The organism is Shewanella sp. CAL98-MNA-CIBAN-0140 (genome assembly GCF_040309905.1).
GTDB lineage: Bacteria > Pseudomonadota > Gammaproteobacteria > Enterobacterales > Shewanellaceae > Shewanella > Shewanella psychromarinicola.
In genome coordinates this window covers 97697-119499 of record NZ_JBEOPI010000006.1, presented here as the reverse complement: position 1 = coordinate 119499, position 21803 = coordinate 97697, and the positions used below count along the sequence as shown (strand labels likewise).

The window sequence follows — 21803 nt, the reverse complement described above, 5'->3', positions numbered from 1 at the left end:
ATTCCCCACACAGAGCTATCGGGACTCAATCCCTTTAAAGGGATTAACAATAACATGCCAAGGGCTGGCATGCTATTATTGAGCAAGTATTTGATAGAGCATAATGCAGTTAACTGCCTAATAAAAAAGCAGTTTATATTGCTTTGATTACTCGCCGTCAAACTCGCATAAACTTAATACTTTAATTCCCATACCTTGTAAGCGTTTCTCGCCACCAATTTCTGGTAATGAGATAACAAAGGCAGCATGGCTCACTTCTCCGCCTAATTGACGAATAAGTTTTACTGTAGCTTCAATCGTGCCACCGGTTGCTAACAAATCATCGATAACCAATACTTTGTCATTGGCATTAATGGCATCGGTGTGAATTTCTAAGGTATCTTTACCATATTCTAATTCATAGGTTTGGCTAATGGTTTCGCGGGGTAATTTACCTGGCTTACGTACCGGCACAAAACCAACACCTAGCTCTAATGCCAACGGCGCACCAAATAAGAAGCCACGCGCTTCGGTGCCGACAACTTTAGTAAAGCCTTTTGATTGGTAATGAGCAACTAAAATCGCAATAGTGGCTTTATAGGCGTCTGCGTTTTCTAATAAACTAGTCACATCGCGGAACATAATGCCTGGTGTAGGGTAATCAGGAATGGTTTTAATGCTCTGCTTAATAAGCGCTAAACTGTCTTGGTTCATCATAATTAGTTAACTCTGTATAAAAGTGATTACGCAATAAAAAAGTCCACGTAAATGGTGGACTCTGATAAAAATACTAAGCAGATTTTATGCCCGTTTAATCTCAGTTGCAACAGGCTTATATTAACTGGCTATTTATTATTCTAACTCTGGGATCCGCCACAAGAAAAATAATAAAACAAGCATCATGCACAACAACATAATTTTCACCCATACTATCGGCACAATAATAATACTAACCATAAAACTTAGGCCGCTCATTAGCATGGCTTTTCGCTTTAGTGATCGACTTAATGCCCGCTTTGATTGCCACTGATGAATACCTTCAGCAAACCAAGGATGAGTAATTAGCCAATAATGAAGACGCTCACTGGAACGCGCAAAACAAAACGCAGCCAGTAGAATAAATGGCACCGTAGGCAACAAAGGCAGCGCAATACCAATGACGCCTAACACTAGACTGCACAAACCAATAATAAGAAAAATTCCGCGTTTAACCGCCATAAGGCCCTCATACAAACAAAAAACCACTCTATCAGAGTGGTTTAATAAGACAATATCATCGCAGGTTAACCTGAAGTAAACGTTAAATTAATCCTGTTACGGTCAACCATGAAAGGCTTGCGGGTAATATAGGAATTAACAAAACTAAAATAAAACCAATAAGATAAAAGATGTTAAACGGGTCTTTAAACGGCTGACTCATGATTATTCCTACATTGAAGATGTTGTTACTGCGATTGCTGGCATCTTTCATTCGTTATGTTAAGTCAACATTTAGGTTAACTTTGCGGACAACGGATGTGATGCAGATTGCAAAAAGTGGCCTATCTTAGACCTATCCTCACAAAATAAAAACCTTAAATATACTAAGACTATTATGCCTCAATTGATGAAATAACAATGCCCTTTTGTGCCAATTGTTGCAATAGAGGTAAACAGCCAGATAACAGAGTTTCACTGGGCATTTCTGGGTAATGTTCGTTTAACCAACTAATAATGGCATCTACCGTTACACCTTGTTGAGAAAGGCTCATTTGTTCAATGTAAGCCAGCACTTGAGCGCTTAACGGTGTCAGTTGCAAAAAAGCGACTTCATCACCTGCATCTCTAAATACACAAAAAAACTGCGCTTGCGGTGTCGGTTCAATGGGTTGGTAGTCAAGGCTAATATGCTGAACATCAAAGGCATATTGTGCCACCTTGGCACAGGCCGCTAAGCACAACCTATGCTGGCTTAGTTCGCCGGTATTGATCAATTGAGACGTGGGCGTATCGGGCGCTACCGCTACACACAACTCTAGCCATTCATAATGTGCTAACGGCAACATAAAAACAGGATCATCTTCTGTCATATGATATTCGTGTTGTAAAAAGGCTAAAAACTCGCCCGCAATTTCAACAAATATTGGCGTTTGACAATCATGCTCCACAAAAAATTGCTGCACTAATGTCTGCCATTGCTCATCCTGATACAAACTTTTAAGCACCGGAAAAGCACTCGACACGAAACCGACAATGTTATTAAAAAATAGCTCTCGGTAAACTTGCATTCGCCGCAGCTCTATTCCTTCCGGTAAGGGTAAACTGGGATTACGGATATAATCCATAAATTGCTGTTGGATCGCGATAAAACTCATTATGCCTTCCTCACGAATGACTGCTGAGCTAAAGCATCTTGTTGGTATTGATGGATCTGATTGATCTCGTTCAGCAAAATTTTGGTTTTAGGAATATTAAAATCGCGTTCGAGTAATGTTGGATGCACACCGTGTAATTGATAGCATTGCTGTAATAATGCCCATACAGGATCAATAATATCCGCACCATGGGTATCGATCATTAAATCGATGTCTTGTTGGTAATGTCCTGCTATATGTAAATATTCAATACGCTCGGTCGGCATGGCAGCCAAAAAGGCATGGGCATCATATTGATGGTTAATTGAGTTAACATAAATGTTATTAACATCGAGTAGTAGTTTACAGTCCGCTTCTTGTAAGACTGCATTCACAAAATCGACCTCGCTCATTTGTGCACCAGGTGCCGCATAAAAAGAAACATTCTCTAAAATAAACGGACGCTCGAGTATGTCTTCGACTTGCTTTATCCGCTTAGCGGTATGGATGACTGCATCATCAGTAAATGGGATCGGCATCAAATCATACATATGGCCAGTACCAGAGCAATAACTTAAATGCTCTGAATACACGTCAATATTATGCTCATCCAAAAAGCGTTTTATATTGTGTACAAATTGACTATCGAGCGCTTCAGGACTACCAATTGATAACGAAAGCCCATGACAAAAAAAAGCATGCTGTTCGGTTAATTGCTTAAACTGACGTCCAAACTTGCCACCGAGCGTCATCCAGTTTTCAGGTGCGACTTCAAAAAACTCAATTGCAGTTGGCACATGCCGACAAAACTCATCCAGCATTTCGCGACGAAGCCCTAACCCGACATTGGCTAAGCCATCAGCATGATTTGTCGACATAATGCGTGTCCTTGAATTAATGAGTAATGCTAAAAATGAGTTAAAAAACAGATAAAACTAAGGCCTGAAATTCAGGCCTTAGTCTCTCAGATAAGTACAGGCTTTATCAAATAAACACAGCTAATTATTTCTGACCGCCGCACTTACCTTCTACGGTTTTTGCTGCAGAGTTCATCTTGTCGCCGCCACATTTGCCTTCAACGGCTTTTTCCGCTGACATTTTCATGTCGCCGCCGCACTTGCCTTCGCCACATTTGCCTTCAGCAGCTTTTTCAGCTGACATTTTCATGTCACCGCCGCACTTGCCTTCGCCACATTTGCCTTCAGCAGCTTTTTCAGCTGACATTTTCATGTCGCCGCCGCACTTGCCTTCGCCACATTTGCCTTCAGCAGCTTTTTCCGCTGACTTTTTCATATCACCGCCGCACTTGCCTTCACCGCATTTGCCTTCTCCGCCATCAAGCTGATAACCAGAAGTTAATTGTTGAAAACCAAATGGGTTAGCTTCTACTTGAGCGCTAAAGCCAGCCGTCATCACAACAGTACCAAGTGCAACCGCTAAAGTCGTTTGTTTGATTGAATTCATAATACTTATCTTCCTTATTTCTTATTTGTATAGGGTGACCAACATCATTGCCGGCTTGCTTAAAGAGACCTGCAGTGAGTAAAGTTTATTGCAAAAAAACTAAAAAATGTGAAAAACATCCATTTATTTACCACAAATAATTGCTAGGCAACCTAAAAATAGACTTCCAAAAAAGTTAACATAAACACTACAACAGTGCTATCAATCTGATTCTTAATAATAATTTATTCAATACCTCGACAAAAATATGCGTATAGTCATTTAGTGCTGCTATCAGATAATAAACACGTTAAAATAGCGGACTTTTGACTTCAGCAAGGTGTACTGTGCGCGTTATTTTAGCTCCAATGGAAGGTGTGGTTGATGACCATATGCGTGAAATTTTATCTGCCATCAATCCATTTGACCTGGTTGTGACTGAATTTGTCAGGGTAGTAAACATACTATTGCCTGAAAAAGTCTTCTATAAATTGTGTCCTGAATTACATCATCAAGGCTTAACGGCATCTGGCACGCCAGTACGTGTTCAGTTGTTAGGACAAGAACCTGAGTGGATGGCACAAAATGCCATCAGAGCCATAGAGCTAGGGTCAAATGGCGTCGATGCAAACTTTGGTTGTCCAGCCAAAACCGTTAATAAAAGTAAAGGCGGCGCCGTTTTATTGCAATATCCAGAAAACATTTACAATATCGTCAAAGCCATGCGCGACGCTGTACCGTCTGAACACCCTGTTACCGCTAAAATCCGTTTAGGTTATGAAGACAAGTCGTTATTTATGGAGAATGCTTTAGCCGTATATGAAGCTGGCGCAACGGAGCTAGCGATCCACGCTCGCAGTAAAACCGACGGCTATAAGCCACCAGCTTATTGGGAGTACATTACTGAAGTCAGAAAACGCTTACCCATTCCCGTTATTGCTAACGGAGAGATCTGGAACGCAGCAGATGCACAACGCTGTATGGATGTCACTGGTTGTGACAGTGTGATGATTGGCCGCGGCGCAATATCCCTACCTAACCTCGGGGATACTATTAAAACCGGTGCAAGCCCTTTTAGCTGGCAACAAACATTAAGCTTGTTAATGGCATATACCGACAAGGAGCTGAGTGGCCGCAAATCAGATTACTATCCCTCACGAATTAAACAGTGGTTTAGCTACTTAAACCGCCAATATCCTGAAGCGGATGCCTTATTTAGAGAACTGCGGGTGTTTAAAACTACGGAAGAGATTGTTAAGGTTTTACAGCATGCTCACCGGACACTTATTTAATCCTCCCTCTTTGTGAATATTACTAACCTAAGCTCCTATTGATCTTTATCAAATGAGTCATCAATAGTTTTAGTTACATAGAGGTTGCCTTGAAGCGTATTCAACAAAGCATAGCAAGTATTGAACAGCAAAGAGCTAACAGATCTAAGTTAATCGCTGACGAATAAGCATTGGTATTGTCTTACCGCTATGCGTGGATGATCAATATGTCAATTCGGCATACCTAATCTGGATTGTCTAAACCAAAAACAACACGTGCAATGTCACAAAATGAATCAATAGTAAATTATTATTCATGTCTTTATCGCAAAAATCTAATCGAGAATTGATCTTAGTCATAACGTCTGAAATTTTTGTGCCTAGAATAGAATTTATACATTGGCATAGTCAATTAAGGTTATCTCAGTTGCACAACATTCAGGACATACAGCAAAGACTACAACAACTCGAAAATATTTTGAGGCGTGAGTTAATGCTACATATAAAGGATTTATCAAAAACAACTGAAGTAGCCCATATATCAATGGATACCTCCCTTGGGCAAGTTATTGATTACCTGTCAAAAGTAAAACTCGTTGACACAGAAATATTCACCAAGTTAATGAAGCTTGATGCCGCACATTGCCAGCTTGAGCTTGGTCTTTATGGACTCTGCTCTGATTGTGAAATGGACATAGAACCGCCACGCTTAATCGCCGATCCAACGGAACAGCGTTGTACTCATTGTGAACAAAGATACCGTCGCGAACATCGACATGAGTTACGCTTAAATCACTAGCAATCTTTAACTAACCACCACACAATTGTTTAATCTTAACAATATCTAGCGATAACAATATCCAGTATTAAAATATCCAGCATTAACAATATCTAGCATTAAATGGCTGCCATAAAAAAGACCTACACCGCTGTGTAGGTCTATTCGCTATAGAAAATAAAAATCAATCATACTTTCTAATGTCTAACAGCAGCGTTATCTTAGAACTTAACCGTTACACCGCCGTAGTACTGACGACCAATAGTGTCATACACTTCTGGCACCGTACCACCATCACTTCCATTAGATACGCCTGAAGGCTCTTCGTCAGTGATGTTTTTCACACCCGCACTGAAGGTAATCATGTCCGTAACATAATAAGTACCCGCTAGGTTGTGGTACAAAATCGCATCCACTTTTTCGCCAGTCCCTAAGTCGTCCATTTCACCGATATAACGGTTGAAGTAGTTAACACTCCAGCTGTCTTGACCCGCTTGAATACTGAAGTTGTTACGAACTTCTGCATACGCACCAAAGTTACCGTCAATCTTATTGGTGTAATCATTGCCTTCTTGTTCGAAGTTCAATAAGTAGGTGGTGTCATTACTGATCTTCCAATCTAAAGTTAAGGCTTCAAAATGATACGCTAAGTTGAAGTCTACACCGCTAGTATCTTGGCTACCTACGTTTGTTAACGAGTTAGTTACGTTAGACAGATCACCGTTTTCACCGATGTTAAAGGTTTCACAGGCAGCAGCAGAGGCGTTAGCAAAACACTCATTTAAGCCAGCTTGAACGTCTAAACGAGTGATCGCGTCGGTCACTTTAAAGCGCCAGTAATCAAGAGTTAATGATAGACCGTCAACATAGCTTGGTGAGTAAACTAAACCAGCTGTATAAGAATCTGACTCTTCAGCCTTTAGCTCATCATCGGAAGTGTAACGAACCAAGATCTGTGGATCTTGAGCGTTTTCCCATGGGTCATCTAAGTAATCGAAAGAACCTGTGTCACCACCGAATAGTTCACTGATACTAGGCGCACGGAAACCCGTTGCCGCGACACCTCGGAGCATTAAATCATCAGTGGCTTCATAGGTTAAACCGACTTTCCACGTTGACGCTTTACCAAATGTTGAGTAATCGTCATAACGCAGGGCAAATTCACCGGTTAATTTTTCAGTGAAAGGCACGCTGACTTCTTCAAACACAGACATGACATTGTAATTACCATCTGTAGCATCTTGTTGTGCAGCAGTGCTGTCACCCGCAACAGTCACTGGATCTGGATTGTAAAAGCCGCTTTCATAACGGTATTCAGCACCAATAGCAAATGCGACAGCACCAGCACTCAGGTCAAATAATTCACCATTTAAGCCAGCAGAAACAACGTGTTGTTCGTTACCGCCATCAGAATTTTCGGTGAAACTAATGTCATTAACAATTGCACCTGTTAATGGATCACCACTGAACCATGCATCTTGGTTAGCATAAACCGATTGCTTAAGATTGGTGGCATTGATTAAGTTTTCAACTTGAGAATCCGCTTTATTTTTACCATAGGTGTAAGCGATATCCCAGTTCATACCCGTATTGATATCAAAGTCACCGGCAAGGCCTGCAGAAAGGCGAAATGTGTCAGTGTCTTGAGAATAAATACGAGGACCTGCATCAGTTGTACGACGACGATAGTTAACTCGTCCAGTATCATCAGCTTCGATGCCAGCATCAGTCATGGCTTGATCAAGGGGAATACATGCCGCACCAGCAGTCACACCTGGAGCATCACAAACGTTTAGCATAACATCGGCAGGTTGTGCCGCCATTTGTTGGTTAGACTGACGCTTAGTGTAAAGAACATCGCCTGTTAGGACTAAATTATTGTCGAGTTCTTGAACCATGTTAGCAAATAAACTGTAACGCTCGTTTGGTGTTTGGAAATAGCTGCTTGTGGAGTAGTCATAACCAGTTGAACGATCAACCCAGTTCCCTGCATCATCACGTACTTTACCGCCTAATGAACCCGTTGGTAAAAATGAGCTATAACCAGGGGTTGTCCAATCACGATCGGATTGAATTATGCTTTCACGCTTTGAATACGCAGCACCAATAGTGTAGTTACCATCGTCAGTGTTAAAGCCATATAAACCACTGATCTCGCCAGTCTCACCATCGCTTTCGCTAGTCGTGCTTCCATTAACATCTAATTGAAAACCTTCAAAATCTTTTTTGGTGATGATGTTAACGACACCGGCAATCGCATCAGAGCCGTATACCGCTGAAGCACCATCTTTTAAGATTTCAACACGAGAGATCATCGCCACAGGGATAGAGTTCAAATCGACAGAGCTGTCCGCGCCAGAACCAGAGTTCACCATGCGACGGCCATTTAATAACACTAACGTACGTTGTGAACCCATACCGCGTAAGTCAACTTGTGCCACACCGTCGGCGCCATTGTTGGTGCTAGAACCAACTGCTGCACCCGCCATTGATGTTTGAGCTTGAAGTAGTTGGTCAACTGAAGTGAAACCTTCGGCGCGAATGGCTTCGGCTGAAATGATGGTTACTGGAGAAGCCGTTTCCATATCTTGACGTTGAATACGAGAACCCGTTACTTCGATTCTTTCCACTTTCTGTTCATCGGCTGCCAATGCGACTGAAGAAAATAAGCCTGTAGTGGCGACACTTGTTGCGGCCACAGCTAATAAACTGCGGCGAATAGCCTTAGCCGTTAATGTTATTGAACTCATGAATAAACTCCCTATAACTTGAATATAACTTAGAATAAAATAAAACAAGTCATTATATTTTTAATTATGAATAATTGGTCATTCCCAATCATTGAAAAACATTATTAATGAATAAAAATCCTTTAGTCAATATGGACAACATGTGAACAACATCACATTTAACATCTGGATTGATAATTAATTTGACTTAAACTGATTCGCCTAATAATCAATGACTTAAAACATTTAACTATCTTTACTAAGATTATTAATATTTTAAAACGTAGAAATAAAACAAATAAAATACGCAAAAAAAACAACCAAACACACAGAATAAAACACAACGCAAACTTAATTAACAACTACCACACAACTACCTATAAAATGCATCAACAATTAAATGGTAATATTTAAAAAATAAATTACTGATTGTCGTAAAAATAATCAGAATGACATTTCAAAATTACTGAGTATTTATTCAAAAAAATAACTCATTCGTCTTTTTTAGCCGATCTTTATTCAAATAACGATAATGCTTGCCTTGTAATGACTGTCGTTTAGGCCTACACAACAACCGATTCGCTTACGTTATGTACAGAGGAGATCACACTTGAGAGGAACACAAAACCGATTAACGAAGCGCATCAGTACTCAACATCTGAGTACAAATGTTAACTAAATGTTATCTTATTAGCTGCCATTATTCACCTACACTATATTGTGAATTGGGCCACATTGAACATTAAATAACAGGATTGACTAACCATTCAGCAACGTAAATAGCTAAGCTATCAAAGCACAAAAAACAAGCAAGGAGATAATGCTCCTTTTTGATTAACTGACAGCACAATTAAGAGTGCACACTTTATCTGCGCTGAAGCAGTAAGCAATTTCAAATGCTGCTGATTCAACTGCATCAGAACCGTGAACGGCGTTAACGTCGATACTTGCAGCATATTTCCACGTAAAGTGCCACGAGCAGCCTCAGCGGGATGAGTTGCCCCCATGATTTCACGATTAGCTAGAGCAGCGTTTTCGCCGGCTAACACTTGAACCATTTCTGGACCCAAAATCATCAATGAAATTAAGACGCAGAGGTGCTTTTTAGTAACTTGAGATCAATATTTATCAGCTTTGTTCTGATTGTGATATGAACATAGAACCACCAAACTTAATTGCCGGCCCAATAGAACAATGTTGTACTGATTAATCTTAAGCAAAAATACCCTCGCAAACATCGACATGAGTTACGCCTAAACCATTAGAGCCGTGTCTTAGCCATTCCATTTACTTATTTCTTATTCAATGCAAAACAAAAAGCCGGCTAATAATTAGCCGGCTTTTTACATTAACAATAAATGTTAAATTAGAACTTCACGCTTGCACGAACGAAGAAGTAACGACCTAATACGTCATAAGTATATGGATCGGTATTTGAATCTAAGTTACCGGTGTAATAAGGAGGCTCTTTATCAAAGAGGTTGTTCACACCACCAGATAAACGAACCGTACTGGTTAGATCATAAGAACCTGAAAGGTCATGATAAACAATGCTATCTACAGAAGGTGCATAACAAGCAGAGGTATCATCTTTACAAGCAAATGAATCCATACCATCAATATAACGAATTTCGTATGTCGCACTCCAATCATCACCACTTGCCGTTAGGTCAAGGTTGGTTTTGATTTTAGCAAAGCCACCTGCGTTACCCGTTACAAAGCCACGGTAATCGACTGCATTACCATCTGGGTCAAATTCTTCATAGGTTTCTAAAATCGACGTATCTAGGTTTGCTTTCCAGCTTAACCCTACTGCCTCGAAGGCATACGCTACGTTGATATCATAACCAGACGTGTTGGTTGCACCAACGTTTTGTAAACCGTTATCAAACTTAATACGACCTGTCGCGTCGATTTCAATATTTGAAGCTTGGCATAATGCAGTATCGGTATTAATGGTTACACCACTTGCGTCTAAACATTGATTAGCCACATAATTAGAATCAACTGCGGTAATCGTGTTCGTGATAGCAATATCGTAATAATCAAACGTTAACGATAGCCCATCGACAAAGCTAGGTGAATACACCAAACCAGCAGTGGTAATATCTGCTTCTTCTGGCGTTAACAACTCATTACCCCCCACAGTCACTTCTGCTTGGCTTTGCTCTGAAGCTGGGTGAACTATTTGATTAAATGATGGCGATTTACCACCAAATAACTCATCTACAGTAGGAGCGCGGAACGCAGTTGAACGGCCACCACGGAACATTAAATCATCTGTCATGCGCCATGTTAAGCCTAACTTCCAAGTAGTGTCATCACCAAAAGTATTGTAATCGAAATAACGCATTGCAGCGCTCAAATCAACTTGTTGTGCAAAAGGTAAATCGCTTAACAATGGAATCGCCAATTCTGCATATACTTCGTTTACACTAAAATCACCCGCTGTAGCTTCAACGCGAGGGTCATTAGCAAGACCTTGCGCCGTTAATGAATCAGGGGTGAAATGAGCGGACTCTTTACGGTTCTCATAACCAGCAGCAAACCCTAGAATACCAGCAGGTAAATCAACGATATCACCGGTAAGTGTTGCCGCAATAATATCTAATTCACTACCACCACTGTTAACTTCAGTATAGACGAACGGTTCAATGCTCTCACCTTTCCAAGATGACTCTAAAAACGGATCAAAAGTGCCCGCTAATACTGCATCGTTAATAGAACCTATGTTATGCAGATTTGCAAGGGTATCGACTGAATCGTTTTTACCTTTGTTGTATGAAGCATCCCAAGTCCAACCGTTGTCGAACATGCCTTCTAAACCGAGAACAACACGAACCGTATCAACTACTTGACTAAAGTCACGGGTACCAGATTCAACCATACGACGGCCATAACTCAGTTCTTCACCATCTTGAACCCAAGGAAGTAAGTCATCAGTCATGAAACCACCAGCAGACTTAGGCTTGTATGCCCATGCAGCGCTGTTCCAAATAGGTTGTGGTGCCATTTGCTGTTCTGACCAACGCTTAGAATACATAGCTTCAGAAAAGAACGTAATATTGTCAGACAAATCATATGAGCCAGCAAAACTTAAGTTAATGCGTTCCATTGGCGTAGACAAATAGCTGTCTTTGGCATAGTTATATTTGTCATCACTAGTAAAATCATGGAAAGCGCCATCACGACCACTTACATCAGCTTCAGATTTACCATCAAAATACTCAAACTCTGGCTCACCCTTGTCATCAGCTACATACTGACCGTAATATCCTGAGTCACCAACAGCATAAGCATCGTCTGCGCCTGAAGGAGTGATGTTAAAGTTCTGATCACCCCAAACATGACCTCCTTGACTATATGAGCTACCACCACAATATAATGTTTTGCTACCTACCGCGCCGGTTTCAGAGATTGGGCAATCTGAAAAATCACGGTCTGCTTGGCTTGCATCACCACGTTTAGTGTACTGCGCGTTAATAACCACATTACCTTTATCAAACGTGTTACCAAGAGTAAAATCTATGCTCGTTTCGTCTGCGTCGCCTTGACCACTCATACCGGTTTGAGCATTCATTTCAAAACCGTCGAAATCACGTTTTAAAATAATGTTTACTACGCCAGCAATGGCATCGGTACCGTAAACAGCTGAAGCGCCATCTTTTAATACTTCAACACGTTGGATCATTGATACTGGAATAGTATTCAAATCCACTGTGGACGCGGGCCCTGTACCAGAGGCAATCATACGGCGGCCGTTGACTAATACGAGTGTACGACTCGTTCCTAAGCCACGAAGGTTAATACTAGAGTTACCTTGAGAGCCATTGTTCACGGCAGCGTTAGTCATCGCGCCACCGGTAGAGGTCATTTGTTGTAAGACATCATCAATAGATGTTGCGCCAGAAGACACAATTGATGACGCATCAATGACACTAACCGGACTCGCAGTTTCCATATCGGCACGCTTAATACGTGACCCCGTTACTGCAATTCTTTCCACTTTCTGAACTTGTTCTTCTGCTGAAACCACAGCTGAAGAGAATAAACCTGTTGTAACGACACTGGTTGTTGCAACAGCCAGTAGACTACGACGAATAGCCTTAGCAGTTAATGTTACTGAACTCATGAATAACTTCCCTATAACTTATATAAAATGAATACAAGTAATTTATAATTTTTATATTTATATTAAACAATTGATTGAATTTAACAAAACCAATTATCGAGAAGCATTATTAATGAATTAAAAACCTTTAGTCAACACGGGCAACAAGTGAACAACATTAAGTTTAACAATTGGCCCAACCAATAGTTTGACTTTTGCTTTAATGATAATAACCAGTAAGTTAACTTGTAATATATTTTTATTAATATTATAAGTATTAAAAACCCTATGACAACTAACAAGATGAAGTCAAGAATAAAACAAATTGTAAAACAAAATTAAACATAATCCACCAATCTTTAACTGTATTGCAACGCCAAATAGGAGGAAGTATTAATAAAATAAATTTTAATATTTAAAAAACCTTATTGATTGCCGTAAAAACAACCAGAATGACATTTCTAAATTATTGATTATTTATTCAAAAAATAACTCAATAGCAATCATTTAAGGGTTTTTATTCAAGAAAGTGATAATACTAGGCTAACAACATAGGGTGACATGCGTAAGTAACAATCAATTTAATGAACGGTATTGGATTTAGCTCACGGGGTATTTAGACTGAGAACTGCATCATATTTAATAGATTTTAATACCACACTTTGCAACATAAATGTTAATAAAAAGTGTTTTCACTTATAAATATTCATCAATAACACGAGTAAAATATTGCCCCATTCTCTTAATAATACCCTTGACCAATCATAAGGAATATTAACAGCATGTTTACACTATATCTCACACACCCTAGCGTTCTGCTACTTTGATCTAAATAGAAATAATGCCAGTTTTACGATGTGATGATCAAAAAGAACAAAACTCTGCACTGATAATATAGTGAAAAAATTGGTATAAATTAGATATAGGAATTAATAAAGATAAAGATAAAAATAGATATTAGTGAAGCGAACACAAAAAAGGAGCCGAAGCTCCTTTTATGATCAACTTACAGCAACAATTAACGAGTGCGTGGGCACACTTCATCTGCGCTGAAGAAGTAAGCAATTTCACGAGCTGCTGATTCAACAGCATCAGAACCGTGAACAGCATTTTCGTCGATGCTTGCAGCGTAATCACCACGTAATGTGCCACGAGCAGCTTCAGCTGGGTTAGTTGCGCCCATGATTTCACGGTTAGCTAGAACAGCGTTTTCGCCTTCTAACACTTGAACCATTACAGGACCAGAAGTCATGAAAGAAACTAAAGCGCCAAAGAAAGGACGTGCGCTGTGTTCAGCGTAGAAACCTTCAGCTTGTTCTTTTGTTAGGTGTACCATTTTAGACGCGATGATCTTAAGACCAGCCGTTTCAAAACGGTTATAAATTGCGCCAATGTGGTTTTTAGCAACTGCATCTGGCTTGATAATAGAAAATGTGCGTTCGATCGCCATAACGAGCTTCCTTAATGTGAGCAAGTATAAAAAATTTTGCAAATTATACGTAATTTAAGAGTATATTCCTAGCCTTATCCGCTTTCTCAGTGATATTTCATCACTCGATTGGGTCATTTATATTAACATGGCGCAATTTATGCTCATAGGTGAACATTAATCTTAATCTGCAAGTTTTTAGACAGTATTACGATGTCCACAGAGTGCTCAACAAAGTGCTCAAAAATAAGCATTTCGCATATATGCGCTAAGTTTATGTAAAATGAATATCGACAATAACCACCGATAAAAAAAGAGCCAATCTTAGTAGATTGACTCTTTTTTTGTGATCAATTACCCGCTATAAATAGGGCTGTTGATGGGTTAACACTCCGGCAAAGACTACCCTTCGCTGACCATATTGACCGTGTATTTAGGGATATCAATAATCATATCGCAATCCACGACTTTAGCTTGGCAAGATAAACGACTTTCAGGTTCTAATCCCCATGCTTTATCAAGCATGTCATCTTCTAACTCATCACTTTCGTCAAGCTGGTCAAAGCCATCGCGAACAATGACATGGCATGTAGTACAAGCACATGATTTTTCGCACGCATGTTCAATATGAATACCGTTACGTAAGGCTACGTTTAAAATGGTCTCACCGACTTCGGCTTCAAGTACTGCGCCGTCTGGACAAAGTTCTTGATGGGGTAAAAATACTAACTGTGGCATCATTTCACCTATATGTTGTCGACCGACTGCCCTTTTAGCGCCGCTCTAATAGAATTATCCATACGTCTTGACGCAAAATCTTGGGTTTTGTCATCGAGATTTGCAATCGCTTTTTCAATGGCATCAATATCGTCTTGTTGTGCTACTGCATCAAGTTGTGCCATCGCAACCACTAACTGTTCGCGTTCTTGCTCATCGAGTAAAGCAGCATCTTTAGCCAAAGCAGCATTAAGTGATTCAATCACCCGCGCCGCTTCCACTTTTTGCTCTGCCAGCATACGACGAGTAATGTCTTCTTTAGCATACTTCATCGAATCTTTAAGCATGGTCGCGATTTCAGTATCCGATAAACCAAATGATGGTTTCACTTGGATAGAAGTATTAACTCCGGTGGATTTCTCCATCGCGGTCACGCTGAGCAAGCCATCAGCATCCACTTGGTATGTCACTCGGATATGCGCAGCACCTGCCGCTAATGGCGGAATACCGTGTAGGGTAAAGCGCGCCAAAGAACGGCAGTCATCAACAAGCTCGCGTTCGCCCTGCACCACATGGAATACCATTGCCGTTTGGCCATCTTTAAAGGTGGTAAACTCCTGCGCACGTGCAACGGGGATGGTGGTATTACGAGTGACCACTTTTTCAACCAAGCCGCCCATGGTTTCAACGCCCAGCGATAATGGGATCACATCTAACAGTAACAAGTCTGATTCGGGCTTATTACCAACAAGAATATCAGCCTGAATAGCTGCACCTATGGCAACAACACGATCAGGATCAATTGAGGTCAATGGTGTTTTTTTAAAGAAAGCTTCAACTTGTTCACGCACTAAAGGCACGCGAGTTGAACCACCCACCATGACGGTTTCAATGACTTCATCCACACTCACGTCAGCATCGCGCAAAGTACGGCGGCAGCTACCTATGGTTTTTTTCACCAACGTGCCAATTAACGTGTTAAATAAGCTTTTATCCACAATGCAGGTTAATGTTTTTTCGCCAATAGTGACCAAGGCTTCAACGCTTTCACTGTCGGTCAACGCTTCTTTAACTCGGCGAGCTTCAATGAGTAATTGACGCGCTAATTGACTGCCTGGCTCGGTTATTTGCCACTCTTGTTGTAAATGACTCACTAATAAATGATCAAAATCATCACCACCTAGAGCTGAATCACCGCCAGTGGCTAACACTTCAAATACACCACGACTTAAACGAAGAACAGATATATCAAAAGTGCCTCCGCCTAAATCGTAAATGGCAATCACGCCTTCTTGCTTTGAATCTAGCCCATAAGCAATGGCAGCGGCTGTCGGTTCGTTCAGTAAACGTAATACTTTAACACCCAACAACTCTACCGCATCTTTGGTACCTTGGCGCTGTGCATCATCAAAATATGCCGGCACGGTAATGACCAAGCCTTCTAATTCGCCACCTAATGTCGTTTCTGCTCGCGCAATAAGCGGTTTTAAAATTTCGGCAGACACTTGGATCGGATTAACATGCCCCATAGGAGTAGTAAACACCGGTAAGCCATTTTCACTTGCGTGTAATGCGTAAGGTAATCGATGTACACCAGACTGAATATCAGTAAGGCTACGTCCCATAAAACGCTTAATAGAAATGATAGTATTTTGTGGATCTAAAGCCGATTGTTCTTGAGCCTCATAGCCCACTAACACACGGGTATCAGCATAATGCACCACAGAAGGCAACGAATGACGTCCTTGCTCATCAGGCAAGGTCAATGCTTGAGCACTTCTTACCGCAGCAACAAGTGAGTTGGTGGTACCTAGATCAATCCCAACCGCAAGACGATGCTGGTGCGGTGCGGCGCTTTGGCCAGGTTCTGCAATTTGCAACAGTGCCATAGTGTTCCAACTTGTTATGTTATCGATTAGTCGAGCTAATCATAAATAAGGTTTAGAATTTTGGGGAATTCAGTCGAGCAAGCCATCTTCAATCCGGGCTAACTCATCATGTAATTTTGCCATAAACTTTAGCTTACGAATTTGATCTGCCGCTAATAATGCATCTGCATTATCATCACTGACCAATAACGTCGCTAATTTAGCAGAGAGGACAGACTCAAACTCACCAAACGAATCATACAGTTCATCAATTGATGACTGCGGGTCACTGCTATGCGCGATGTCTTCAAGCGCTTCACGCCACTCCATTTGCTGCATCAAAAATGCACCATCTTTCAATGTGGTGGTTTCGTGACTTAATTCAATTCCGCGTAAGCTCAACATGTGTTCAGCACGGCGTAAGGGATTTTTTAACGTTTGATAACCATCATTAACTTGTGCTGTACGCTGAACTGACAAGCGCTTTTGTTGCTCGGTATCATTAGCGAATTTATCGGGATGGACCGCCCGTTGCAGTTCGCGGTAGCGCTCTGCAAGTAAGGCGGTATCGATATCAAAGGCAGGTACAACATTAAACAGATCGAAATAATTCATGGGCAGATATCATGCTTACTGTTTGATATAAACGGCTTAATAGGTAAGTAATCGTTAAACGGTGAAACTTTCACCACAACCACATTCACCCTTTGCGTTAGGATTATTGAACTGAAAACCTTCATTTAGGCCTTCTTTGACAAAATCAAGTTCAATACCTTGCAAATAAATAAAGCTTTTAGCATCGATGATGATATTCACACCCTCGATATTATAAAGTTCATCATCGTCATTGAGTTCGTCAACGAACTCAATGACGTATGCCATACCTGAACAACCTGATGTTCTCAACCCAAGGCGCAAACCAAGGCCTTCCCCGCGATTAGCAAGAAACGATCTAACTCGATCAGCAGCAGCGGGGGTCATTGAAATTGCCATCTTAACTCCAGGTGTTACTTAGCTTGTTTGCTTTTATACTCTTCAATTGCTGCTTTAATGGCATCTTCTGCCAAAATTGAGCAATGAATTTTAACCGGCGGCAATGCTAACTCTTCAGCGATGTCGGCATTTTTAATGGTCGCGGCTTCATCAACACTTTTACCTTTAACCCATTCTGTTACTAATGAGCTAGATGCAATTGCGCTGCCGCACCCATATGTTTTGAATTTTGCATCTTCAATAATGCCGTCTGCATTAATTTTAAGTTGCAACTTCATTACATCACCACAGGCTGGCGCACCAACCATACCCGTTACTATTGATGGATCGTTCTTATCAAATGAACCTACGTTACGTGGGTTTTCATAATGATCGATTACTTTTTCGCTATAAGCCATGATAGTACTCCAAAATCTGTGTCGTTATTAGTTTACGATTAATGGTATTACGCTCATTTAATGATATTAAATTAGTGTTGTGCCCATTGAACTTGGTCCAAATCGATACCATCTTTGAACATCTCCCATAACGGAGACATTTCGCGTAACTTATCAATAGATTCATTTATCGTTTTAATTGAGTGGTCAATTTCTTCATCGGTAGTAAAGCGACCAATAGAGAAACGAATTGAGCTATGTGCCATTTCATCATTTAAACCCAATGCACGTAATACGTAGCTTGGCTCTAAACTTGCTGAAGTACAGGCTGAACCGGAAGAAACCGCTAAGTCTTTTAAGGCCATCATTAACGACTCGCCTTCAACAAAGTTGAAACTTACGTTAAAAATACCACTGTAGCGTTGTTCCATATCACCGTTGATATAGGTTTCTTCGATATGTTTAATACCGTTCCACAACTTGTCACGAAGATGGGTAATACGTGCGCTATCAGCAGCCATGTCTTGTTTAGCAACAGCTGCTGCCTCACCTAAGCCTACGATTTGATGTGTTGCTAATGTGCCACTACGCATACCGCGTTCGTGTCCACCACCGTGCATTTGCGATTCAAGACGAATACGTGGCTTACGGCGAACATACAGTGCACCGATACCTTTTGGTCCATACATTTTATGGCCAGAAATCGAAATTAAATCTACTTTGGTTGTTTGGACGTCAATCGGTAGTTTACCCGCACTTTGCGCAGCATCCATGTGGAAAAAGATACCTTTTGAGCGGCATAATTCACCAATGGCATCGATATCATGTATGACACCAATTTCGTTGTTAACATGCATAATACTGACTAAAATTGTGTCATCGCGCATCGCCGCTTCTAAACGTTCCATTGGGATAATGCCGTTAGCATCGGGAACAAGATAACTGACTTCATAACCTTCACGTTCTAACTGTCTGCAAGTATCTAAGGTTGCTTTATGTTCAGTTTTACTGGTGATGATGTGCTTGCCCTTTTTATGATAAAAGTGGGCAATACCTTTAATCGCAAGGTTACTTGATTCTGTCGCACCTGAGGTAAACACAATTTCACGATGATCAGCATTGATTAAATCAGCAATTTGATTACGGGCGACATCAACCGCCTCTTCAGCTTGCCAACCATAACGATGTGAACGCGATGCTGGATTACCAAACACACCGTCCATTGTCATGTGTTGCATCATTTTTTCTGCGACACGCGGATCGACAGGGGTTGTGGCGGCATAATCTAAATAGATAGGAAGCTTCATAATACACTCCGTACTCAGCAGTCTCAGATGAGGCTACATACAACGTACAAATAATAATGATTTATCAATCAACATAGGGAGTTACAAACTCACTCTATGTTCCTTTTGTATTTCGTCTTGCTTTAACGAGATAAATTGAACGTCTCGTTTTTGCATTAAACCCGCAAGCGAAATACTGTCTAAAAACTCTGAAATTTGTTTACTTAAGTCACCCCATAAAGAATGGGTTAGGCAACGAGTACCACTTTGGCAGTTACCTTTTCCTTGACAACGAGTGGCGTCTACAGATTCATCAACAGCATGCACGACCATACCAATTGAGATATCGTTGGCTTCTAGACCTAGACGATAACCACCACCGGGCCCACGAAAACTCGACACCAGACCATGTTTACGTAACTTTGCGAAGAGTTGTTCAAGATAAGACAAAGAGATACCTTGTCTTTCAGAAATATCGGCTAAAGGCACGGGGCCAGTAGCAGAGTGAATCGCAACATCCAGCATAGCTGTCACTGCATAGCGACCTTTTGATGTAAGTTTCATAACTTGTACTGCTCCCAAAAAGTATGCAGTAATTTAAACATACCCGAGTAATTTAGTCAAGTATTTACCCTACTAAAACACTCAGGTATTAATACAACAAACGCACTCGGATATCATGGCATTTCTTATCACAAAAAGTTCCATATTTTCGCAGCAGGTATTTAACCTTTTTATCTTGTAAGATTCAATGCCGATAAGGCAATTAATCGCATTATCGGCCAATTGTTTGACATGAATCTACAATGACTTATTGATTTTTAAATACTCGGGTCGAACTTATCAATATCTTGTTTACGATTTGTGGCGGCTTCTCGAGAAACGTCATCGAATGCATCAACGTTTAATTCTGGCAACTTTTTAGTACACACTTCGCCACCCATAAGTTGAATGGCATTACACAGTTCTTCTACTTTAGAGTCCATTAAATGCATGTGGTCAAGCATTTGCCCTATGGCATTAGCCACTGGGTCGGGGTTATCGGGTGATACTGCGTACGCATCAAAGCCGTACTTTTTAGCTATTTCGGTGCGACGTTCAGTTTTTTCTGTTGACTGGTTGGTCGGTGAAGACACCACTCGCCCGGGTATGCCCACAACAGTATGATCACTGGCGACATCCTTAACAACGACAGAATTTGAACCAACACGAGCACCATCATGCATAGTGATAGGTCCAAGGACTTTGGCCCCTGCACCAATAACCACATTATTGCCTAAGGTAGGATGACGTTTACCTGGCTGCCAGGTGGTCCCTCCCAAAGTAACGCTATGATAAAGCGTACAATCATCACCAATTTCAGCTGTTTCACCGATAACGACACCCATGCCATGGTCAATAAAGAAACGGCGACCAATCGTCGCGCCGGGATGAATTTCAACACCCGTTAACCAACGGGAAAATGTCGATAAACACCTAGCAGTAAAGCGCCAGTTGGCGATCCACAGTTTATGACTAATACGGTGGATCCAAATAGCATGCATACCGGGATAATTAAATATTATCTCTAAGGTACTGTTTGCGGCAGGATCTCGATGATAAATCGATTCAATATCTTCTTTTAGCCTAGCGATGACGACCATGATGTGTTCCTTTACTGCTTAATCTTATTTATCCACTTTCTTATCAATAGAAGTCAAAATACCCCGTAGAATATTCATCTCTGGTGCTTCAATACGCGCACGAGTGTATAAACGACGTAGTTTAGTCATAACTTGTCCAGGATGATTTTTAATCACAAAACCAGTTTTAGACAACGTTGACTCTAAATGGACGAAAAAACGTTCCAGATCAGAGGTTAGTGGATATTCATCCGTCACTGCTGGAGTTTCAGTTTGCGCTAGGTGCGCGACTCGGGTTTCATAACAAATAATTTGTACTGCTTGCGCTAAGTTTAACGAGCTATATTCTGGGTTTGCTGGAATAGCCACGTGATAAGTACACTTTTGTAACTCTTCATTACTTAAGCCATGATTTTCACGGCCAAATACAATGGCAACAGGGCCATTTAAGCTTTCTTGATTCAGTTTTAAACCGGCTTCACGAGGATCAAGCATCGGCCAATCAAGGGTACGACTGCGCGCGCTAGTGGCAATCACTAAGCTACAATCGGCTATTGCTTCTTCTAACGAATCAACTCGAGTCAGGTTTTTAAGAATATCTGACGCACCTGCAGCCAGCGCTATCGATTGTCCATCAGGCTCAGCTCTTGGCTCTGCAAGATATAAATTTGATAAGCCCATGGTTTTCATTGCTCTAGCAGTAGAGCCAATATTACCAGGGTGCGAGGTACCAACTAAAACAACACGAATATTACTGAGCATGTAGCACTTTCTTTTAGCTAAAAATATTATCCACATATTAACACAATCGTTAAAAATTACGTTATATGAAAATCTGCATTTGATATAACTGTCAAATTAAGTATA

The 21803-nt window shown here is 40.8% G+C and carries 19 protein-coding genes and 1 pseudogene; 2 read left to right on the top strand and 18 right to left on the bottom strand.

Annotation, left to right across the window (positions count from 1 at the left end; genetic code table 11):
• Positions 1 to 147 precede the first annotated feature (147 nt).
• From apt to AAEY93_RS04995, 5 genes are all read right to left on the bottom strand, one after another.
• Positions 148 to 699 carry an adenine phosphoribosyltransferase gene (apt, locus tag AAEY93_RS05015; RefSeq protein ID WP_101032088.1) on the bottom strand — a complete coding sequence of 184 codons (552 nt, stop codon included), beginning with the start codon at positions 697 to 699 and terminating at the stop codon, positions 148 to 150.
• A 132-nt stretch (positions 700 to 831) separates the two neighbouring features.
• Positions 832 to 1197 (bottom strand): YbaN family protein, encoded by a 366-nt coding sequence (locus tag AAEY93_RS05010; protein WP_101032089.1) that lies wholly within the window; start codon positions 1195 to 1197, stop codon positions 832 to 834.
• A gap of 374 nt (positions 1198 to 1571) precedes the next feature.
• Entirely contained in the window at positions 1572 to 2333 is a 762-nt protein-coding gene (locus AAEY93_RS05005) for an HvfC family RiPP maturation protein (protein ID WP_101032090.1), read from the bottom strand.
• Complete coding sequence (locus tag AAEY93_RS05000; protein ID WP_101032091.1) at positions 2333 to 3190, bottom strand: HvfB family MNIO-type RiPP peptide maturase; 858 nt, start codon at positions 3188 to 3190, stop codon at positions 2333 to 2335. The genes AAEY93_RS05005 and AAEY93_RS05000 overlap by 1 nt, the downstream gene beginning before the upstream one ends.
• A gap of 124 nt (positions 3191 to 3314) precedes the next feature.
• Positions 3315 to 3776, bottom strand: coding sequence for an HvfA family oxazolone/thioamide-modified RiPP metallophore (locus tag AAEY93_RS04995; RefSeq protein WP_101032092.1), 462 nt, complete (start codon positions 3774 to 3776; stop codon positions 3315 to 3317).
• A 326-nt stretch (positions 3777 to 4102) separates the two neighbouring features.
• On the opposite strand from AAEY93_RS04995, the gene dusC reads away from it, so the two are divergent.
• On the top strand, positions 4103 to 5047 hold the full coding sequence (dusC, locus tag AAEY93_RS04990) for a tRNA dihydrouridine(16) synthase DusC (RefSeq protein WP_101032093.1): 945 nt from the start codon (positions 4103 to 4105) through the stop codon (positions 5045 to 5047).
• 472 nt (positions 5048 to 5519) lie between these two features.
• A complete protein-coding gene (locus AAEY93_RS04985) occupies positions 5520 to 5825 on the top strand; it encodes a TraR/DksA C4-type zinc finger protein (RefSeq protein ID WP_232772055.1) in 306 nt (101 codons plus the stop codon).
• Between the two features lie 200 nt (positions 5826 to 6025).
• Here the strand turns inward: AAEY93_RS04985 and AAEY93_RS04980 are convergent, their stop codons facing one another.
• From AAEY93_RS04980 to trmJ, 13 genes and pseudogenes are all read right to left on the bottom strand, one after another.
• Entirely contained in the window at positions 6026 to 8554 is a 2529-nt protein-coding gene (locus AAEY93_RS04980; RefSeq protein ID WP_101032094.1) for a TonB-dependent receptor plug domain-containing protein, read from the bottom strand.
• A gap of 813 nt (positions 8555 to 9367) precedes the next feature.
• Positions 9368 to 9609 (bottom strand): annotated as a pseudogene (locus AAEY93_RS04975) (nucleoside-diphosphate kinase); the annotation flags it as partial.
• Between the two features lie 290 nt (positions 9610 to 9899).
• Positions 9900 to 12665 (bottom strand): TonB-dependent receptor, encoded by a 2766-nt coding sequence (locus tag AAEY93_RS04970; RefSeq protein WP_351075242.1) that lies wholly within the window; start codon positions 12663 to 12665, stop codon positions 9900 to 9902.
• 997 nt (positions 12666 to 13662) lie between these two features.
• The gene (gene ndk / locus AAEY93_RS04965; RefSeq protein WP_101032096.1) at positions 13663 to 14094 is read right to left on the bottom strand and encodes a nucleoside-diphosphate kinase; all 432 of its coding nucleotides are present in this window, start codon (positions 14092 to 14094) and stop codon (positions 13663 to 13665) included.
• A 381-nt stretch (positions 14095 to 14475) separates the two neighbouring features.
• A complete protein-coding gene (fdx, locus tag AAEY93_RS04960; protein WP_101032097.1) occupies positions 14476 to 14811 on the bottom strand; it encodes an ISC system 2Fe-2S type ferredoxin in 336 nt (111 codons plus the stop codon).
• Positions 14812 to 14819: 8 nt separating this feature from the next.
• Positions 14820 to 16679: a Fe-S protein assembly chaperone HscA gene (gene hscA / locus AAEY93_RS04955; protein ID WP_101032098.1), complete on the bottom strand. Its 1860-nt coding sequence runs from the start codon at positions 16677 to 16679 to the stop codon at positions 14820 to 14822.
• Positions 16680 to 16748: 69 nt separating this feature from the next.
• Positions 16749 to 17273 (bottom strand): co-chaperone HscB, encoded by a 525-nt coding sequence (gene hscB / locus AAEY93_RS04950; RefSeq protein WP_101032099.1) that lies wholly within the window; start codon positions 17271 to 17273, stop codon positions 16749 to 16751.
• Positions 17274 to 17327: 54 nt separating this feature from the next.
• Positions 17328 to 17651 carry an iron-sulfur cluster assembly protein IscA gene (gene iscA / locus AAEY93_RS04945; protein WP_101032100.1) on the bottom strand — a complete coding sequence of 108 codons (324 nt, stop codon included), beginning with the start codon at positions 17649 to 17651 and terminating at the stop codon, positions 17328 to 17330.
• A gap of 14 nt (positions 17652 to 17665) precedes the next feature.
• Positions 17666 to 18049, bottom strand: a complete 384-nt coding sequence (gene iscU, locus AAEY93_RS04940) for a Fe-S cluster assembly scaffold IscU (RefSeq protein ID WP_101032101.1) — start codon at positions 18047 to 18049, stop codon at positions 17666 to 17668.
• 71 nt (positions 18050 to 18120) lie between these two features.
• Positions 18121 to 19335, bottom strand: a complete 1215-nt coding sequence (locus AAEY93_RS04935; protein ID WP_101032102.1) for an IscS subfamily cysteine desulfurase — start codon at positions 19333 to 19335, stop codon at positions 18121 to 18123.
• 81 nt (positions 19336 to 19416) lie between these two features.
• A complete protein-coding gene (gene iscR, locus AAEY93_RS04930) occupies positions 19417 to 19878 on the bottom strand; it encodes a Fe-S cluster assembly transcriptional regulator IscR (protein WP_101032103.1) in 462 nt (153 codons plus the stop codon).
• 257 nt (positions 19879 to 20135) lie between these two features.
• The gene (cysE, locus tag AAEY93_RS04925) at positions 20136 to 20957 is read right to left on the bottom strand and encodes a serine O-acetyltransferase (protein ID WP_101032104.1); all 822 of its coding nucleotides are present in this window, start codon (positions 20955 to 20957) and stop codon (positions 20136 to 20138) included.
• 24 nt (positions 20958 to 20981) lie between these two features.
• Complete coding sequence (gene trmJ / locus AAEY93_RS04920) at positions 20982 to 21698, bottom strand: tRNA (cytosine(32)/uridine(32)-2'-O)-methyltransferase TrmJ (RefSeq protein ID WP_101032105.1); 717 nt, start codon at positions 21696 to 21698, stop codon at positions 20982 to 20984.
• Positions 21699 to 21803 lie beyond the last annotated feature (105 nt).

Excerpts from the sequence above, each read along its gene's own strand:
- AAEY93_RS04935 (WP_101032102.1), bottom strand. The coding sequence starts at position 19,335 with ATGAAGCTTCCTATCTATTTAGATTATGCCGCCACAACCCCTGTCGAT.
- fdx (WP_101032097.1), bottom strand. The coding sequence starts at position 14,811 with ATGCCACAGTTAGTATTTTTACCCCATCAAGAACTTTGTCCAGACGGC.
- iscA (WP_101032100.1), bottom strand. The coding sequence starts at position 17,651 with ATGGCAATTTCAATGACCCCCGCTGCTGCTGATCGAGTTAGATCGTTT.
- AAEY93_RS05010 (WP_101032089.1), bottom strand. The coding sequence starts at position 1,197 with ATGGCGGTTAAACGCGGAATTTTTCTTATTATTGGTTTGTGCAGTCTA.
- iscR (WP_101032103.1), bottom strand. The coding sequence starts at position 19,878 with ATGAAACTTACATCAAAAGGTCGCTATGCAGTGACAGCTATGCTGGAT.
- cysE (WP_101032104.1), bottom strand. The coding sequence starts at position 20,957 with ATGGTCGTCATCGCTAGGCTAAAAGAAGATATTGAATCGATTTATCAT.
- AAEY93_RS04980 (WP_101032094.1), bottom strand. The coding sequence starts at position 8,554 with ATGAGTTCAATAACATTAACGGCTAAGGCTATTCGCCGCAGTTTATTA.
- AAEY93_RS05005 (WP_101032090.1), bottom strand. The coding sequence starts at position 2,333 with ATGAGTTTTATCGCGATCCAACAGCAATTTATGGATTATATCCGTAAT.
- AAEY93_RS04970 (WP_351075242.1), bottom strand. The coding sequence starts at position 12,665 with ATGAGTTCAGTAACATTAACTGCTAAGGCTATTCGTCGTAGTCTACTG.
- hscB (WP_101032099.1), bottom strand. The coding sequence starts at position 17,273 with ATGAATTATTTCGATCTGTTTAATGTTGTACCTGCCTTTGATATCGAT.
- trmJ (WP_101032105.1), bottom strand. The coding sequence starts at position 21,698 with ATGCTCAGTAATATTCGTGTTGTTTTAGTTGGTACCTCGCACCCTGGT.
- ndk (WP_101032096.1), bottom strand. The coding sequence starts at position 14,094 with ATGGCGATCGAACGCACATTTTCTATTATCAAGCCAGATGCAGTTGCT.
- AAEY93_RS05000 (WP_101032091.1), bottom strand. The coding sequence starts at position 3,190 with ATGTCGACAAATCATGCTGATGGCTTAGCCAATGTCGGGTTAGGGCTT.
- iscU (WP_101032101.1), bottom strand. The coding sequence starts at position 18,049 with ATGGCTTATAGCGAAAAAGTAATCGATCATTATGAAAACCCACGTAAC.
- AAEY93_RS04985 (WP_232772055.1), top strand. The coding sequence starts at position 5,520 with ATGCTACATATAAAGGATTTATCAAAAACAACTGAAGTAGCCCATATA.
- hscA (WP_101032098.1), bottom strand. The coding sequence starts at position 16,679 with ATGGCACTGTTGCAAATTGCAGAACCTGGCCAAAGCGCCGCACCGCAC.
- AAEY93_RS04995 (WP_101032092.1), bottom strand. The coding sequence starts at position 3,776 with ATGAATTCAATCAAACAAACGACTTTAGCGGTTGCACTTGGTACTGTT.